This is a genomic window from Collinsella sp. AK_207A (assembly GCF_902501965.1).
Taxonomy (GTDB): domain Bacteria; phylum Actinomycetota; class Coriobacteriia; order Coriobacteriales; family Coriobacteriaceae; genus Collinsella.
Window position 1 is genome coordinate 67,959 of record NZ_CABWID010000016.1, and the last position, 16,429, is coordinate 84,387.

The 16,429-nt window shown below is 65.3% G+C and carries 13 protein-coding genes; 8 read left to right on the forward strand and 5 right to left on the reverse strand.

What is annotated here, in order from left to right; all coding sequences use genetic code 11:
• Window positions 1-111: 111 nt before the first annotated feature.
• The 3 genes from serB to pta all read right to left on the reverse strand — a co-directional run bounded on the left by serB (window position 112) and on the right by pta (window position 2,822).
• The gene (gene serB / locus GDJ97_RS05975; protein ID WP_152070394.1) at window positions 112-756 is read right to left on the reverse strand and encodes a phosphoserine phosphatase SerB; all 645 of its coding nucleotides are present in this window, start codon (window positions 754-756) and stop codon (window positions 112-114) included.
• Window positions 757-815: 59 nt separating this feature from the next.
• Window positions 816-1,682 (reverse strand): DegV family protein, encoded by an 867-nt coding sequence (locus GDJ97_RS05980; RefSeq protein ID WP_152070395.1) that lies wholly within the window; start codon window positions 1,680-1,682, stop codon window positions 816-818.
• A gap of 159 nt (window positions 1,683-1,841) precedes the next feature.
• Window positions 1,842-2,822: a phosphate acetyltransferase gene (pta, locus tag GDJ97_RS05985; RefSeq protein ID WP_152070396.1), complete on the reverse strand. Its 981-nt coding sequence runs from the start codon at window positions 2,820-2,822 to the stop codon at window positions 1,842-1,844.
• Between the two features lie 217 nt (window positions 2,823-3,039).
• Between pta and glf the strand changes: the two genes are divergently transcribed.
• The 5 genes from glf to GDJ97_RS06010 all read left to right on the forward strand — a co-directional run bounded on the left by glf (window position 3,040) and on the right by GDJ97_RS06010 (window position 7,697).
• Complete coding sequence (gene glf / locus GDJ97_RS05990) at window positions 3,040-4,242, forward strand: UDP-galactopyranose mutase (RefSeq protein ID WP_152070397.1); 1,203 nt, start codon at window positions 3,040-3,042, stop codon at window positions 4,240-4,242.
• Window positions 4,235-5,305 (forward strand): glycosyltransferase family A protein, encoded by a 1,071-nt coding sequence (locus GDJ97_RS05995; RefSeq protein ID WP_152070398.1) that lies wholly within the window; start codon window positions 4,235-4,237, stop codon window positions 5,303-5,305. The genes glf and GDJ97_RS05995 overlap by 8 nt, the downstream gene beginning before the upstream one ends.
• A 102-nt stretch (window positions 5,306-5,407) precedes the next feature.
• The gene (locus tag GDJ97_RS06000; RefSeq protein ID WP_152070399.1) at window positions 5,408-5,953 is read left to right on the forward strand and encodes a DJ-1 family glyoxalase III; all 546 of its coding nucleotides are present in this window, start codon (window positions 5,408-5,410) and stop codon (window positions 5,951-5,953) included.
• A gap of 86 nt (window positions 5,954-6,039) precedes the next feature.
• Window positions 6,040-6,615 (forward strand): nucleoside triphosphate pyrophosphatase, encoded by a 576-nt coding sequence (locus GDJ97_RS06005; RefSeq protein WP_152070400.1) that lies wholly within the window; start codon window positions 6,040-6,042, stop codon window positions 6,613-6,615.
• Between the two features lie 44 nt (window positions 6,616-6,659).
• Complete coding sequence (locus tag GDJ97_RS06010) at window positions 6,660-7,697, forward strand: P1 family peptidase (RefSeq protein ID WP_152070401.1); 1,038 nt, start codon at window positions 6,660-6,662, stop codon at window positions 7,695-7,697.
• On the opposite strand, the gene rlmD is transcribed toward GDJ97_RS06010, so the two are convergent.
• Window positions 7,684-9,006, reverse strand: coding sequence for a 23S rRNA (uracil(1939)-C(5))-methyltransferase RlmD (gene rlmD / locus GDJ97_RS06015; RefSeq protein WP_152070402.1), 1,323 nt, complete (start codon window positions 9,004-9,006; stop codon window positions 7,684-7,686). The genes GDJ97_RS06010 and rlmD overlap by 14 nt on opposite strands.
• A 104-nt stretch (window positions 9,007-9,110) precedes the next feature.
• Complete coding sequence (ppk1, locus tag GDJ97_RS06020) at window positions 9,111-11,759, reverse strand: polyphosphate kinase 1 (protein WP_152070403.1); 2,649 nt, start codon at window positions 11,757-11,759, stop codon at window positions 9,111-9,113.
• 549 nt (window positions 11,760-12,308) lie between these two features.
• Between ppk1 and arcA the strand changes: the two genes are divergently transcribed.
• The 3 genes from arcA to GDJ97_RS06035 all read left to right on the forward strand — a co-directional run bounded on the left by arcA (window position 12,309) and on the right by GDJ97_RS06035 (window position 16,392).
• Window positions 12,309-13,550: an arginine deiminase gene (gene arcA, locus GDJ97_RS06025; RefSeq protein WP_152070404.1), complete on the forward strand. Its 1,242-nt coding sequence runs from the start codon at window positions 12,309-12,311 to the stop codon at window positions 13,548-13,550.
• Window positions 13,551-13,659: 109 nt separating this feature from the next.
• Window positions 13,660-14,655, forward strand: a complete 996-nt coding sequence (gene argF / locus GDJ97_RS06030; protein ID WP_152070405.1) for an ornithine carbamoyltransferase — start codon at window positions 13,660-13,662, stop codon at window positions 14,653-14,655.
• Window positions 14,656-14,799: 144 nt separating this feature from the next.
• On the forward strand, window positions 14,800-16,392 hold the full coding sequence (locus tag GDJ97_RS06035; RefSeq protein WP_152070406.1) for a YfcC family protein: 1,593 nt from the start codon (window positions 14,800-14,802) through the stop codon (window positions 16,390-16,392).
• The last annotated feature ends 37 nt before the right edge of the window (window positions 16,393-16,429 follow it).

The following is a 16,429-nucleotide window of genomic DNA, read 5'->3' on the forward strand; positions in this document are numbered from 1 at the left end:
GCGTGCCGATTCGACGGTAACAAATGGGGGTCGAGACGCCAGCGTCGAGCTGCGTCTCGGCCCCTTTTTGCTGCCTGTTTGCCGGCTGAAGATGCCCGAACGCGCCTGCTGCTACGCGAGCGGGTGCGCGTCGACGATATCGAGCACGCGCAGCAGGTTCCGCTCGTCGATATGGAAGGGCGCGGCCTCGCGGACGGCCGGCTTGGCGCAAAACGCGATGCCGATGCCCGCGGCGCAGATCATGGGGATGTCGTTCGCGCCGTCGCCCACGGCGATCGTGCCGGGAAGGCCGCAGCCCACCCGCTCGGCCCACGCCTCGACCGTCTGCAGCTTGAGCTCGCGGGTGACCACGGGCCCGAGGGTCCGGCCGGCGAGCTTTCCGTCCTGCTGCTCCAAGCGGTTCGCCAAGCAGAGGTCGATGCCCGCGTCTGCCTGGAGCCGGTCGGCGATCTCGTGGAACCCGCCTGACACCACGCCCACGGTCCAGCCGCGCGCGTGCGCCGCGGCCACGAGCTCGCGGGCACCCGGCGTGAAGCTCACCCGCTCGTACACGCGGTCGAACACGGAGACGGGGAGCCCGGCGAGGAGTCCCACGCGCTCGGCGAGCGCCTGCCTGAAGTCGGCATCGCCGCGCATGGCGCGCGCGGTGATGCCGGCGATGCGCTCGCCGATGCTCGCCTCATCGCCCAGCAGGTCGATGACCTCTTGGTTGATGAGCGTGGAGTCGATATCCATGACGATGAGCCGCGCGTTCATGCGGGATCCCTCCTATGCGTTGACGACCCCGTTAGCATAGCCCTCGCCACGGTGCCCCGCTACTGTTTGGCGAAGAAGGCGAGCGCGATGGCGCCCGGCCCCACGTGGGTGCCGATCGTGGCGCCCACCGTGCCCACTTCCAGCTGGTCGCGGGCAACGTCGTGATCCCACAGGGCACGGGAGTCGTCGATGTACTTCTGGAGCAGGTGGTCGGAGAGGCCGGTGTAGCCGAGCGCGAGCGGGCGCGTGAAGTCGATGCCGCCGGCGCGCTCAACCTCCTGCGTCAGCAGGTTGCGGCCGTTCTTGGAACCGCGTGCCTTGCCGCGCACCACGACCTCGCCGTCCTCCACGGCAACGACCGGCTTGATGGAGAGCAACTCGCCGAGCGCCGCCGTGGCGGCGGGCACGCGTCCCCCGCGACGCAGGTACTCGAGCGTGTCGAGCAGGGCCACGAGCCTCACGCGCCTGCGCTCCCGGTTGAGCTCCGAGGCGATTTCGGCCGCGGTCCGGCCGTCGTCCGCCAGCTGCAGGGCGCGCTCCACCAGCACGCGCTCGCCCACGGTGGCGTTCAGGCTGTCCACCACGTAGACGCCCGCGCCCTCGCCGTCTGCCTCGAGCGCCGCGATGCAGGCGCTCTGGTTGGTGCCGGAGAGCTTGGAGGAGAGCGTGACGATTACGATGCCGGCGTCAGGATCCGCGTCGCGAACCTCCCCGATGGCCTGCGAGAAGGCGAAGGGATTCACCTGGCCCGTCGTGGGCAGGTGGTCGCTCTCCACGAGCATCTCGTAGAAGCGGTTGTTATCCAGGTCGACGCCGTCGCGATAGACGGTGTCCCCGAACGCGACGGAGAGCGGTAGGACGGTGAGCCGGGGATGGGCGTTCGAGGAAAGGTCGGACGCGGAGTCGGTGATGATGTGGACGGCCATGGAAGCCCCTTTCGATTGTTATCGATATTGGACATTCTAGTTATTTCTGTCCACTATCACAGGAGCTGCACACTGCCGCGCGCACAGAGAAGCGGGGCGGACACCCTTGCTTGGCAAGCGCACCCGCCCCGCTCTGCGAGAACAACCTTTGTGTTGCCGCTACTTCGCCATCTGCGCCTGCACCGCGGTGATTGCCACCACGCCCACGATATCGTCGGCGGAGCAGCCGCGCGAGAGGTCGTTCACCGGCTTGGCGATGCCCTGGAGCACCGGTCCGTACGCCTCAGCGCGGCCGAAGCGCTGTACCAGCTTGTAGCCGATGTTGCCGCTCTCCAGGTCGGGGAAGACGAGGATGTTCGCCTTACCCGCCACGGTGCTCTGCGGAGCCTTGAGGTCGGCTACCGTCTGCACGATCGCGGCGTCGAGCTGTAGGTCGCCGTCGAGCGCGAGACCCGGCTCCTTCTCGTTGGCCAGGTTCGTGGCCTCCTGCACCTTGGTGGGCACCTCGCCCTTGGCGGAGCCCATGGTGGAGAAGGAGAGCATCGCCACGCGCGGTTCCGCGTCGTCCATGAACGCGCGCCAGCTCGCGGCGGACGCGAGGGCGATCTCGGAGAGCTCCTCGGCCGTCGGGTTGATGTTCAGGCCGCAGTCGGCGAACAGCAGCGTGCCGTCCGCGCCGTACTCGGGCGTCTGCGTGCACATGATCATGAAGGCGCTCACCAGCTTGGTGCCCGGGGCGGTCTTCAGGATCTGCAGGGCCGGGCGCAGCGTGTTGGCGGTGGAGTGGCAGGCACCGGAGACCAGGCCGTCGGCGTCGCCCATCTTCACCATCATGGTGCCGAAGTAGGTGGCGTCGTTCATCTGCTCCATGGCCTCGGGCAGGGTCACGCCCTTCTTGGCGCGCAGCTCGGCGAACTTGGCGGCGTACGCGTCGTGCTGCTCTGCGGTGCGGGGGTTCACGACGGTGGCGCCGGGAACGTCGATCGTCTCGGGGTCACCCAGGATCACGATGTTCGCCAGGTCCTCGGCCACGATCTTCTTGGCGGCCTCGATGGTGCGCGGGTCCTCGCCCTCGGGCAGCACGATCGTCTTCTTGTCGGCCTTGGCGGCGGCCTTCATGCGGTTCAGAAACTCGCTCATGTGCGGCACTCCTTGCTCGCTCATGCCCAGCCTCCGGTCCCCAACCGTTCCTCCCGCGCGGACGCCTGCCATGAAAACGCGAGGTAGAGCCAGGGTATTCGGGTGTTGAGCTTTCCTTGTGTGGCATCGCCCATTATACGGCGCGAGCGCTATAATCTGCACGATATTCGGCGTCCACGCCGAGTCGGTTCGCATTAAGGAGCGATAAGGAGTGTCGATGCACATTAGCTCTGGCCTGCCTCAGGGCTTCAACCCGCAAGCGTACGATATGGTCGTCGTGGGAGCGGGATACGCCGGTTCCGTTTGCGCCCGCCGTCTGGCCGAGACCTCGGGGTTCCGCGTCTGCGTGCTCGAGCGCCGCAACCACATCGCCGGCAACGCCTACGACTGTCTGGACGATGCGGGGATCCTCATCCACCTCTACGGGCCGCACATCTACCACACCACCTCCGAGCGCGTGAACAGCTTCCTCTCGCGCTTCACCGATTGGACCGACTACCAGCACAGGGTGCTCGCCGATATCCACGGCACGCTCATGCCGGTTCCCTTCAACCACAAGAGCCTGAAGCTCGCGTTTGGCGAGGAGAAGGGCGAGGCCCTCTACCGTAAGCTCGTGGAGACCTTCGGTGAGAACAAGAAGGTTCCCATCATGGAGCTCCGTAACGCCAACGACCCCGAGCTGGCCGAGGTGGCGGACTACGTCTACGAGAACGTCTTTTTGCACTACACCATGAAGCAGTGGGGCCAGACGCCCGACCAGATCGACCCCTCCGTGACCGGGCGCGTGCCCGTGTTCGTGGGCGACGACGACCGCTACTTCCCGCTTGCGACCTTCCAGGGCATGCCGGCTAAGGGCTACACCAAGCTGTTCGAGAACATGCTCGACCACGATCTCATCGACGTCTTCTGCGACGTGGACGCGCGCGACATCCTCTCCGTCGACGAGACGCACGTGCTGCTGTGCGGCCAGCCCTACGGCGGCGAGGTCGTCTACACCGGCCCGCTCGACGAGCTCTTCGGCCTGGATCTGGGCGCGCTGCCGTACCGCACGCTCGACATGCAGTTCGAGACGCTCGACCAGGACCAGTTCCAGCCCGTGGGTACCGTCAACTACACGGTCTCCGAGGACTTCACGCGCATCACCGAGTTCAAGAACATGACCGGCCAGGTGGTGCCCGGCAAGACGACCATCATGCGCGAGTACAGCCACGCCTTTGAGCCCGGTAGCGGCCAGACGCCGTACTACGCCATCATCGACCCCGAGAACCGCGCCCTGTACGAGCGCTACCTCGAGCGCGTGGAGGGCGTGACGAACTTCCATCCGGTGGGCCGCCTCGCGGAGTACCGCTACTACGACATGGACGCCGTAACGGAGTCCGCGCTCGAGCTTTCGGACGAGATCATCGCCTGTCATGCGTAACACGCAGGCCGCCGAGCGCGGTACGGCGAGTGCGGGCAAGCTCATCACCTTCGGTATCCCGAGCTACAACGCCGCCGCCGACATGGACCATTGCATCTCCTCCATCTTGGAGGGGAGCTCGATGGCGCCGGACGTCGAGATCATCATCGTTGACGACGGCTCCCACGACGAGACGCCTGCCAAGGCCGATGAGTGGGAGCGCCGCTATCCGGGCATCATCCGCGCCGTGCACCAGGAGAACGGCGGCCACGGCATGGCCGTGCTCGCCGGCCTGCGCGAGGCGCGGGGCACGTACTACAAGGTCGTCGACTCCGATGACTGGCTTGATGCCGCCGCGCTCTCGACCATGCTGGATATCCTGCGCGGTCTCGTGGCGCGCAATACCCCGGTGGATCTCTTCATCTCGAACTACGTGTACGAGAAGGTGCACGAGGGTACGCACGCCACCATCAGCTACCGCCACTGCCTGCCGCGCAAGCGGATCTTTGGCTGGGGCGACATCGGTCGATTCCTGCCGAGCCAGAACCTGCTCATGCACAGCCTGTGCTACCGTACCGAGGTGCTGCGCGGCCACGACCTGCCCTTGCCGGCGCATACCTTCTACGTGGACAACATCTACGCGTACGTGCCGCTGCCCCATTGCGAGACCATCTACTACGCGGATATCGACCTCTACCGCTACTTCATCGGCCGCGAGGGCCAGAGCGTGGCCGAGGGGACGATGGTCCGCCGGCTCGACCAGCAGTTCCGCATCACGCGCATCATGATGAACGCCTACCATCTGCGCGAGGACGTGGCGGAGCCTAAACTGCGCGCCTACATGCTCGGTTACTTCGAGATGATGATGGCCATCATCAGCGTCTTCTCCAAGCTCTCAGACGACCCCGAGATGTCTAAAAAGGCCGAGGAGCTCTGGTGCGACCTGCGCGCGTTCGACCCGTGGATGTATCGTCGCGTGCGGTGGAGCCTCGTGGGCGCCGGTACCAACCTGCCAGGCACGGTTGGTGGCAAGGCGAGCGTGGGCCTCTACCACATCGCCCAGATGATCTTTAAGTTCAACTAGCGAGCGGTTTCTCCCCCTGACGGCCCACACCGTCAGGGGGAGAGCTGCTCCAACTGGGTATAAGGCTCATGGTGTTCAGACCTCGCCTTGAAAGGAACCGCTATGTCTGCCGTTGCCGTACTCGCCGCTGATGGATTCGAGACCATCGAGTGTCTGACTGCCGTCGATGTGCTGAGGAGGGGAGGCGTGCGCACCACGCTCGTCTCCGTGATGGACACGCGCGACGTGGTGACCGCCCAGCAGATCAGCATCACCTGCGATGCCACGTTGGACGAGGTCAACCTAGATGAGTACGACTACCTGATGCTTCCCGGCGGCATGCCCGGTACCCTCAACCTGCGGCGCGATGAGCGCGTGTGCGACGCGGTGCGCGATTTTGCCGAGCACAAGCACGTTGCGGCCATCTGCGCCGCACCGAGCATCCTGGGCGAGCTAGGGCTCTTGGTGGGGCGCCGCGCCACCTGCTTCCCCGGATTCGAGGGATCGTTCCCGGCGGGGACCTTTGCGGGCGAGAAGAGCGTGGTCGTGGACGGCAACATCATCACGGCGAGCGCCATGGGGCAGGCCCTGCCGTTCGCGCTGGCCATTTTGCAGGACATCGCCGGCGAAAAGGCCGTCCAAAAGGTGAAAGACGGCATTCAGCTGTAGGAAGCACCGCGCTACCGACCGTTCGAGCGGGACGTTCCGCAATATTCGCTCGGTCGTGCGGGGTTTTGTTCGTAAGGAGCGTTTTCTTGATCCTCGCCTCGCAGTCGCCGCGTCGTATCGAGCTGATGCGCGAGGCCGGCTTTGATATCGACGTGCGGCCGGCGGACATCGACGAGTCCGCACAGGCCGGTGAGAGCCCGTTTCACCTGGTCGAACGCTTGGCGCGGGCGAAGGCAGCGGCTGTTGCGGCCAAGGCCCCCGCAGGTGAGGTCGTGCTCGCCGCGGACACCATCGTCTCCATCGACGGCGAGCTGCTGGGAAAGCCGCGGAGCGAGGAAGATGCTCGCGTCATGCTCCGCAGGCTCTCCGGCAGGACGCATCAGGTGGCGACGGGTGTGTGCCTTATGCGCGCCGGAGCTGGTGTCGATGGGGCCAGCTCGTTTGTCTCGGTGACGGACGTGTCGTTCTACCCGCTCACGGATGAGCAGATCGCGCGCTACGTTGCCACGGGCGAGCCCATGGATAAGGCGGGTGCCTATGGCATCCAGGGCGTCGGCGGCCGTATGCTGGTGCGCAAGATCAACGGCGACTTCTACAACGTGGTGGGACTGCCCATCGCCGAGGTCGTGCGCCGCCTGCACGCCTGGTCGACCGTCGCGTAGGGTTCGTTACCATGCTGTCCAAAGCGCTTACCAGGAGGTTCCCGATGTCTGATTCCCTACTTGCCCCTATGGCCGTCGCGCAGGTCGATGGGTTTCGCTTCGGTCACTGGACGGACCTGGAAGGCGGAACGGGATGCACGGTGATTGTGTGCCCGAAAGGCGCCACGGGCGGCGTGGACGTGCGCGGAGGCGCGCCGGCGTCGCGCGAGACCGATCTACTCAAGCCCGAGGAGACGGTGGACCAGGTGAACGCCGTGGTGCTATCGGGTGGCTCGGCGTTCGGGCTCGAGGCGTCCTCGGGTGCGGCGCGTGAACTCGAGCGTCGCGGCATCGGCTTGCCCGTGGGGCCCACGGTGGTGCCCATCGTATGCTCGGCGTGCCTCTTCGACCTGGCTTTTGGCGATCCGTCGGCGCGTCCCGATGTGGCGGCGGGGGAGGCGGCGGTGTCGACCGCGCTCGACAACGAGCCAGGTGAGTTGGCCGAGGGCACGGTGGGCGCGGGCACGGGTGCCACCGTCGGCAAACTGCTCGGTCCCGACCATGTCATGAAAAGCGGTCTCGGAGCCCGGGCTTTCAGGCTCGGCGAGCTCCAGGTGGGTGCCGTCACCGCGGTGAACGCCTGCGGCAACGTGGTCGATCCCACCTCGCTCAAGCCTATTGCCGGCGTGCGCGCGACGCCCGAAGGTGCCGAGATCCTCGATATGGAAGAGCTCATGCTCGCCCAAGCGGCGCAGATGAGCATGCCGCTCGATGCTGCCCATGCCCCGCGGCAGAACACCACCATCAGCTGCGTCATCACCAATGCGCGGCTCACGAAGGTTCAGGCAACCAAGGTGGCCCAGATGGCAGCGGACGCCTATGCCCACTGCATTCGACCCACCCACACCACGAACGACGGCGACACCATCTTCGTCCTCGCGTCCGGCGAGCTGGCGGAAGAAACGTCGGCGGCCTACCCCCTGGACCTGATCGGTCTTGTTGCCACCAGGGCCCTGGAGGCGGCGGTCGTCGCGGGCGTTACCGAGGCGGGCGGTCTCGCCGGCGTGCCCGCCGCGGGCGATCTGGAGCCTACGCCCGCGTGAGGTGCACCACCGTCTCGCAATGGAACGTCTGGGGAAAGAGGTCCACGGGCGTGGCCGAGACGGGGCGGAAGACGCCGGCATCCGCGAAGCGCCTGAGGTCGCGTGCGAGGGTGGCGGGGTCGCAGGACACGTAGGCCACATCGCGTGCCGCGGTGCCCGAGATGAGGTCCACGGCCTCGGGGGCGAGTCCCGCGCGCGGCGGGTCCACCACGAGCACGTCGGCCTCCTCGTCGGGGAATTCCCGCACCGCGTCGCCGCCGATCACGTCGACGGCATCTTCCAGGCGCGCGATCTCCACGTTGCGGCGCAGGTCGCGCACGGCGGGGCCGTAGGCCTCCACCGCCGCCACATAGGCCGCGCGCCGGGCGAGCGGGAGCGTGAAGGTGCCGGCGCCGCAATAGAGGTCGATCGCCACCTCGTCATCGCGGGGGTCGAGGGCATCCATCACCAGCTCCACGAGCAGCTCGGCGGCCTTGGTGTTCACCTGGAAGAACGACGGGGCGGACAGGCGCATGGTCTCCGCGCCGATCTTCTCGGACCACGAGCCCTCGCCGGCGAGCGCCTCCACGCCCGCGATCTTGCGGGCCGCCCGCTCGCCCTTGGTCATGACGCGGACGACGCTCGTCGCTCCCGGTACGGCGTCGGCGAGCACGCGGGCCACCTGGGCGCGGGGGAAGCCGCCTGTGGGGGTCCAGAGCGCGAGCTCGAGGGCACCCGTGCGCCGGCTGGCACGCAGTCCCACGCGCTCGAGCTCCAGGTCGCGCGAGTTTCCCAGATAACCGAGGGCGCCCGCCACGCCCTTCACGGCGCGGGGGAACTTCTTCTCAAAGAGCGGGCAGGAATCCACGCGGATGATCTGGCTGGCATCGCGCCCGTGCATGCCCAGGTGGAACTTCCCGTTCCGCTCGCGCACGGGGGCGAGCTCCACCTTGTTGCGGTAGCCCCAGGCGTCCTTGGCAAAGCGGATGGGGCGCACGAGCTCGGCAACCTCCTCGGGGGAGAACTTGCCGATGCGGGCGAGGGTGCCCTTCAGGTTTTCTTCCTTGGCGGCAAGCTGGGCGCTGCGCGAGAGCGCGGCCCAGGGACAGCCGCCGCAGATGCCGATGAAGGGGCATGGTGCCTCCACGCGGTCGGGGGAGGGTTCGAGCACCTGGTCCACCTGGGCCCGGGAGAAGCTCTTGCCGTCTTCCACCACATGGGCCTCGACCACGTCGCCGGCGACACCGCCGGATACGAACACGGCCTTACCGTCGTCGGTATGGGCGAGGCCGTCCGGCCCGTACATCATGGACTCGATCTTCAGCTGCATGGAACCCCCTCGTGTGTGCGTTCGAACCAGTGTAGCAGCGGACCCTGCATTCCACGGAGAATGCAGGGTCCGATTCGGTGCTATGGGACGTACGGAGGCGAGGGCTATTCCTTGCGACCGCCGCGCTTGCCGAAGATGGTCTTGATGCCGAGTCCGATGAGCGCCATGCCCGTTGCCAGGCGGCTACCGCCGCGCACGACGATCTCGCGGGTCGTCTTCGTCGCAGGCGCCTGGGCGCTGGTCGCTCCGGCGTCCGCGGGCGCCGCGCTTGCGCCGTCGGGGTCGATGATGGTGGCGCGCACGCGCTTCGCCTGCTCAGCGGGCTCGCTCGGCGCGGGTGCAGCTGCGGCCTCGGCCGTGCCGGCCGCGGCGGCCTTCTCCTCTGCCGTGCTCACCGCCGTCTGGGCGACCAGATCCTCGGGCGTCGCCACCTGCTTATCGGCCGGTGCGGCGGCCGTCTCCGGAGCGGCGTCCCGTGCGGCCCGCACGGCGCTCGCCGCAACCCGTGCCACGGCGGCAGCGCCCCCGGCAACGGCCTGCGCGCTCTGGCGACCGCTCGTGAGGATGCGGCGGCGCGCCTGCTTGCGCGCTGCCGCCTGGGCACCTGCCTGAGCTTGCTCGTAGGCCTGCTCGAGCAGGACCTCCTGCGCGCAGAAGGGCGCCGCGTCGCGCGGGGCCGGCACCTTCTGCCAGGTGCCGGCGCTCGTGAGCTGGCGCGCCTTCACGTTATCGGCGAGCTGCATGTCCATGTAGCCGCGGATGCGCGCGCGAAGCGACGCGTCCAGCACGGGGAAGGCGATCTCCACGCGGTGCTCGGTGTTGCGCGTCATCATGTCGGCGGAGCTCAGGTAGATGGTATCGGCATCCTCGCCAAAGGCGTACACGCGCGCATGCTCCAGAAAGCGCCCGACGATGTTTCGCACGTGCACGTTCACGGTCTTGCCCGGAATGCCCGGAAGCAGGCACGAGATGCCGCGGATGATCATCTGCACCTCGACGCCCGCGCGGCTCGCCTCAGAGATCTTGTCGATCACCTCGCGGTCGGTAAGCGAGTTCAGCTTGAAGAACACGCGCGCCGGCTTGCCGAAGTTCGCGCGCTCGATCTCGCGGTTGAGGCCGTTCATGATGAGCGGCTTGAGTCCCGCGGGCGCCACGCCCAAGTAGCGGTAGTCGCCCTTGAGGTTGCCGAGCGCCAGGTTGCGGAAGAAGGCGTTGGCGTCCTCGCCGATGCCCGGATGCGCCGTCATGAGCATGAAATCCGAGTACAGGCGGGCGGTCTTCTCGTTGAAGTTGCCGGTGCCGAGCAGCGTGAGGCGGGTGAGCTGCACGCCGGAACTGTAGGTGATCTGGCAGATCTTGGAGTGGCACTTGAAGCCCTCGGAGCCGTAGATCACGGTGCAGCCGGCCTCTTCCAGTCGCTCCGCCCACTCGATGTTGTTCTGCTCGTCAAAGCGGGCGCGGAGCTCCATGAGCACCGTGACCTCCTTGCCCGCTTCGGCCGCCGCGATCAGGCTCTCGCACAGGCGCGACTGCTTGGCCACGCGGTAGAGGGTGATGCGGATGGAGATGCACTCGTCGTCGTGCGCCGCCTCGGCCACCAGGCGCAGGAAGGCGCCCATGGACTCGTAGGGGTAGAACAGGAGCTTGTCGCCCTCGATGACCTGGTCGCGCATAGGGCGCTCGGGGTCGATCGCCGGGTCGTTCTGGGGCTCGAAGGGGGCAAAGAGCAGCTCGGACTTGAGCGCGGTGGGGAGCTTGCCCTCCACGGCGAAGACGAATCCGAGGTCGAGGGGCATATCAACGTCAAACACAGCGCGCGAGGAGAGGTTGAGCGCGTGCCTGATCGTCTTGAGCGTGGTCTTGGCGAGCTGGCCGTGCACGGAGAGGCAGATCGGCTGCAGGCGGAGGCGTTTCTTCAGCACCTTCTTCATGTGCTGGCGGTAGTCCTCTTCCTCCTCCACGCCCTCTCCGTCCGGGTCGATGTCGGCGTTGCGCGTCACGCGGATGACCGCGCGGTCGGCCGGCTGGTACACGCCGAAGCAGCCGTCCAGGCATGCCATGATCACATCTTCGATGAGTACGTAGCGAAGCGTGCCCTCGGGCGCGGGGAGCTCGAGCACGCGGGGGAGCGAGGGCGGTACCTCGATAAGGCCTACCAAGCCCTCCTCACCCGGCGCGCTGACGGTGGAGACCAGGTAGAGGGCCCCGTTGCGAAGGTTGGGGAAGGGATGGCGCGGGTCGATGACGAGCGGGGAGATGATGGGGGAGACGCTGCGGCGGAAGTACTCCTCCACAAAGGTGCGGTCCTCGCCCTCCAGGCTCTCCGCGTCGAGGCGCTCCACACCGCGGGCGAACAACTCGCCCTCGAGTTCGCGGAAGCCCTGGGTCGCGCGAGCCGTCATGGTGGGCAGCGTGGCGAGCACGAGATCGACCTGCTCGGACGGCGTGAGGTTGCTCTTGTTGTCGCGCGGCTGGCGCTTCAGGCTCGCCAGGTCGGAGAGGCCACCCACGCGCACCATGAAGAACTCGTCCAGGTTGCTCTCGAAGATGGACACGAACTTCAGGCGTTCGAAGAGCGGCACGGTCTCGTCGAACGCCTCGTCGAGCACGCGGTCGTCGAAGCGCAGCCACGAGAGCTCACGGTTCTGCGTATAGCTGAAGTCGTAGCGATCCACCAGGGAGACGGACCCGGTGCGGGCCAGGTTGCGATTTCCCTCTTCGGCCTTCGAGTCCCTGCCATCCTTTTTTGCCATGGTTACCCTTTCCTTACTGACCTTCGTGCCATCGGCACGACGTTCCTACTATAAGACGCGCGCTTGCGGGCGGATGCATAAAACCAATACCTTTACCAACCGTTTGCACCCCAATCGCTCCGACCTGCAGCGCAGACGGCGGCTTCCTGCCCGTGAGCAGAGGCTGTATCTTGAAATAATGAATAAATCAATACATCTAATGAATATAAGTGTGAAATGAAAGAGCCTCTCGAACGTTCTCATAGTATTCACTAGATACGACAGAGTATGCATAAATACGTGAATATGTTCATATCAAACTCAAATCAACAGAAGGTAAACTACAATAAAAAGCGACGTAGAACACTTTATCTTGCGACAGTAACATGGTGGAGACATCACATTCCTATACCGTTCCCGCCCCAATTGTTACCGTTTGGCATTCACGGAAACAATGAATCAGAAATCGGATATAACTATGACTGTCCGGCAAAAGGACAACCCCTTGCGGAAGGAAAGCGGTTGTACGTGGAACCCAGATGGGGTTCCAGGAAAGAAAGGTAGGAGGCAATGACGAAAGGTCTGCATGTCACTTCCGAGATCGGGACGCTGAAGAAGGTCTGCCTGCACCGGCCCGGCGAGGAGCTGCTCAATCTGCCCCCCGACGAGCTCGAGCGACTGCTGTTCGACGACGTTCCGTTCCTGGAGGTCGCCCAGCAGGAGCACGACACCTTCGCTCAGACCCTGCGCGATCAGGGTGTCGAGGTGCTCTACCTCGAGGAGCTCGTGGCCCAGGTCTTCGACGCGGTCCCCGAGGCCCGAGACGAGTTCCTCGACCAGTATCTCCAGGAGGCTGGCATCAAGGGCAAGCTCTTCGTTCCCGCCGTGCGCGAGAAGCTGAACTCCATCAAGGACAACCTGGAGTTCGTGAAGAAGACCATGGCCGGTCTGACCAAGTCCGAGGTCGAGCTTCCGCTGACGAGCTCCGTCACGCTCGACTCCATGGTGAACAGCGAGTCCGAGTCCGACCTCATCATCGACCCGATGCCCAACCTCTACTTCACCCGCGACCCGTTCGCGGTGGTCGGCACCGGCGTCAACCTGAACCGCATGTACTCCGTCACGCGTAATCGCGAGACGCTCTACGGCAAGTTCATCTTCAAGTACCACCCCGACTACAAGGACGTGTCGCTGTACTACCGCCGCGGCTCCGCGTTCCACACCGAGGGTGGCGACGTCCTGAACATCAACGAGAAGACGCTCGCCGTGGGCATCTCCCAGCGCACCCAGGCCGCGGCTATCGACGTCATGGCGCAGAACATCTTCTGGAACTCCGATTCCAAGATCGAGCGCATCCTCGCCTTCGACATCCCCGTGAGCCGCGCGTTCATGCACCTGGACACCGTCTTCACGCAGATCGACTACGACAAGTTCACCATTCACCCCGCCATCATGGGCACCCTGCGCGTGTACGACCTCACCGCCGGTAAGAACCCGGGCGACGTGAGCATCAAGGTCATGGAGGATAGCCTGGAGCACATCCTGGCCGACGCCACCGGCCAGCCCGCCGTCAAGCTCATCCCCTGCGGCGGCGGCGATCCCATCGCGGCGGCCCGCGAACAGTGGAACGACGGTTCCAACACACTCTGCGTCTCGCCTGGCAAGATCTGCGTCTACCAGCGCAACACCGTCACCAACGACGTGCTGTACAAGGAAGGCCTGGAGCTCCTGGTGGTGCCCTCGGCCGAGCTGTCCCGCGGTCGTGGCGGCCCCCGTTGCATGAGCATGCCCTTCTGGCGTGAGGACATCTAAATATAATAGGTGTTTCGGCGGCGCATCCCGAGCGATGCGCCGCCACGCTGCCGCCGGGCAGAATGCTCGCGGCATATAGTGCACGGACCATACGAAAGGAATCTGAACCATGGGAGTCAACCTCTCCGGCCGCAGCTTCATCAAGCTGCTTGACTTCAGCACCGAGGAGATCGAGTACCTGCTCGCCCTCTCCAAGAACTTCAAGGACATGAAGCGCGCCGGCGTGCCGCACCGCTACCTTGAGGGCAAGAACATCGTCCTGCTGTTCCAGAAGACCTCCACGCGCACCCGCTGTTCCTTCGAGGTCGGCGGCATGGACCTCGGCATGGGCGTCACCTACCTTGATCCCGGTAGCTCCCAGATGGGCAAGAAGGAGTCCATCGAGGACACCGCCCGCGTGCTCGGCCGCATGTACGACGGCATCGAGTTCCGCGGCTTTGCCCAGGAGGACGTCGAGGACCTGGCTGCCAACGCCGGCGTGCCCGTGTGGAACGGCCTGACCGACCTGTGGCACCCCACCCAGATGCTCGCCGACATCCTGACCGTCCAGGAGAACTTCAACTACGACATCAAGGGCAAGACCCTCGTGTTCATGGGCGATGCCAAGAACAACGTGGCCCGCTCCCTCATGGTCGTGTGCTCCAAGCTCGGTATGAACTTCGTGGCCTGCGGTCCGAAGGAGTGCATGCCCGCCGATGACGTCATCGACGCCTGCAAGCCCATCGCTGTCGAGAACGGCTGCACCATCACCCTGACCGAGGATCCCAAGGAGGCCTGCACCGGCGCTCACGTCATCTACACCGACGTGTGGGTGTCCATGGGCGAGCCGGACAGCGTCTGGACCGAGCGCATCAAGGAGCTCACGCCCTACCGCGTGACCACCGAGCTCATGGCGCTTGCCGATCCCTCCGCGATCTTCCTGCACTGCCTACCGGCGTTCCACGATACCAACACCACTATCGGTGCCGATATCGCCGGCAAGTTCGGTGTCACCGAGATGGAGGTCGAGGACGCGGTCTTCGAGTCCAAGCAGTCCAAGGTGTTCGATGAGGCCGAGAACCGCATGCACACCATCAAGGCGATCATGTACGCCACCCTCAAGTAAGTTCGCTTGAGTTTTTCCTGGTGGAGGACCCTGCCCGGTCCGCCACCAGGGTTCTTTGGTTCCATTTCGCCTTCCGTCCCAAGCACGGCACGGACCGACGGAAGCGGAAACAGTAGTTTGACAAGAGAAGGGAGGGTGAGATCAATGGCTGGAGCAACCAAGAAAAAGCGTGGCATGCTCTCTTCGTTTACGATTCTTCTCATCCTGTTGGCCGTCGTGGCCCTCGTAACCGTTATCGTTGCCGGCACGACCTCCGATGTGACCGCGGCCTCTCTGCCTGATTTCTTCATGGCTCCCGTGCGCGGTTTTTCCGATGCTCTCTCCGTGTGCCTGTTCGTGATGATCCTGGGCGGCTTCCTCGGCATGATGACCGAGACCGGCGCCCTGGACAACGGTATCGCAACCCTCGTGAAGCGGCTGAAGGGTAGGGAGACGACGCTGATCGTCATCCTGATGATCATCTTCTCCGCCGGTGGCTCCACCTATGGCATGTGCGAGGAAACCGTTCCGTTCTACGCCCTGCTCGCCGCTACCATGATGGCCGCCGGCTTCGACCCGATGGTCGGTGCCGCCACCGTGCTGCTGGGCGCCGGCTGCGGCTGCCTGGGCTCCACCGTGAACCCGTTCGCCGTCGGCGCGGCGGTCGACTCCCTCCGCAGCGTGGGCATCGAGGTCGAGCAGACCATCATCATCGGTCTGGGTCTCGTGCTCTGGATCGTCACCACCGCCATCTCCATCTTCTTCGTCGTGCGCTACGCCAACAAGGTGAAGGCCGACAAGGGCTCCACGATCCTCTCCCTGCAAGAGCTCAAGAACGCCGAAGAGGCCCACGGCGCCGCCGCGGCCGAGGTCACCAAGGACATCGTGCTCACCGGCCGCCAGAAGGGCGTGCTCTGGATCTTCGCGCTCACCTTCGTGGTCATGATCATCGGCTTCATCCCCCTGGGCGACCTGAACGCCTCCGTGGCCGATTTCTTCAACGCCGGCGCCACCTACGAGGAGGTCACCACCGAGGTGACCGGCGCAGACACCGTTGATGCGTACAACGAGGCGAACGACACCGCCCTCGAGGCGCCCTCCGACATGGCCGACGAGGTCGTGGGCGACTACACCACCGAGAAGCAGACTTCGCTCGGCTGGAGCGCCTACATCACCGGCGCGCCGCTCGGTACCTGGTACTTCGATGAGGCTTCCACCTGGTTCTTCATCATGGCGATCGTCATCGGCATCGTGGGCGGCCTCTCCGAGAAGAAGATCGTGAACACGTTCATCGCCGGCGCCGCCGACATGATGTCCGTCGTGCTCATCATCGCCCTCTCCCGTGGCGTGTCCGTGCTCATGTCCTCCACCGGCCTTGACGATTTCGTGCTGAACGCCGCTGCCAAGGCACTCTCCGGCGTCTCCGGCTTCCTGTTCGCTCCGGCCAGCTACCTCGTGTACTTCGGCCTGTCCTTCCTGATCCCCTCGACCTCCGGCATGGCCGGCGTGTCCATGCCCATCATGGGCCCGCTCGCCGTCAAGCTCGGCTTCTCGCCCGAGGTCATGGTCATGATCTTCTCCGCCGCCATCGGCGTCGTGAACCTGTTCACGCCCACCTCCGGCGCCATCATGGGCGGCCTTGCCCTGGCGCGTATCGAGTGGACCACCTGGCTCAAGTTCGCGCTGAAGATCGTGGTCGCGATCGCCATCGCGTCCGTGATCATCCTGACCATCGCTTGCGTCATGATCGTGCCGTAGGCGGTCCCATTCCCGTCGTCTAATCCGGTGCGGGTCC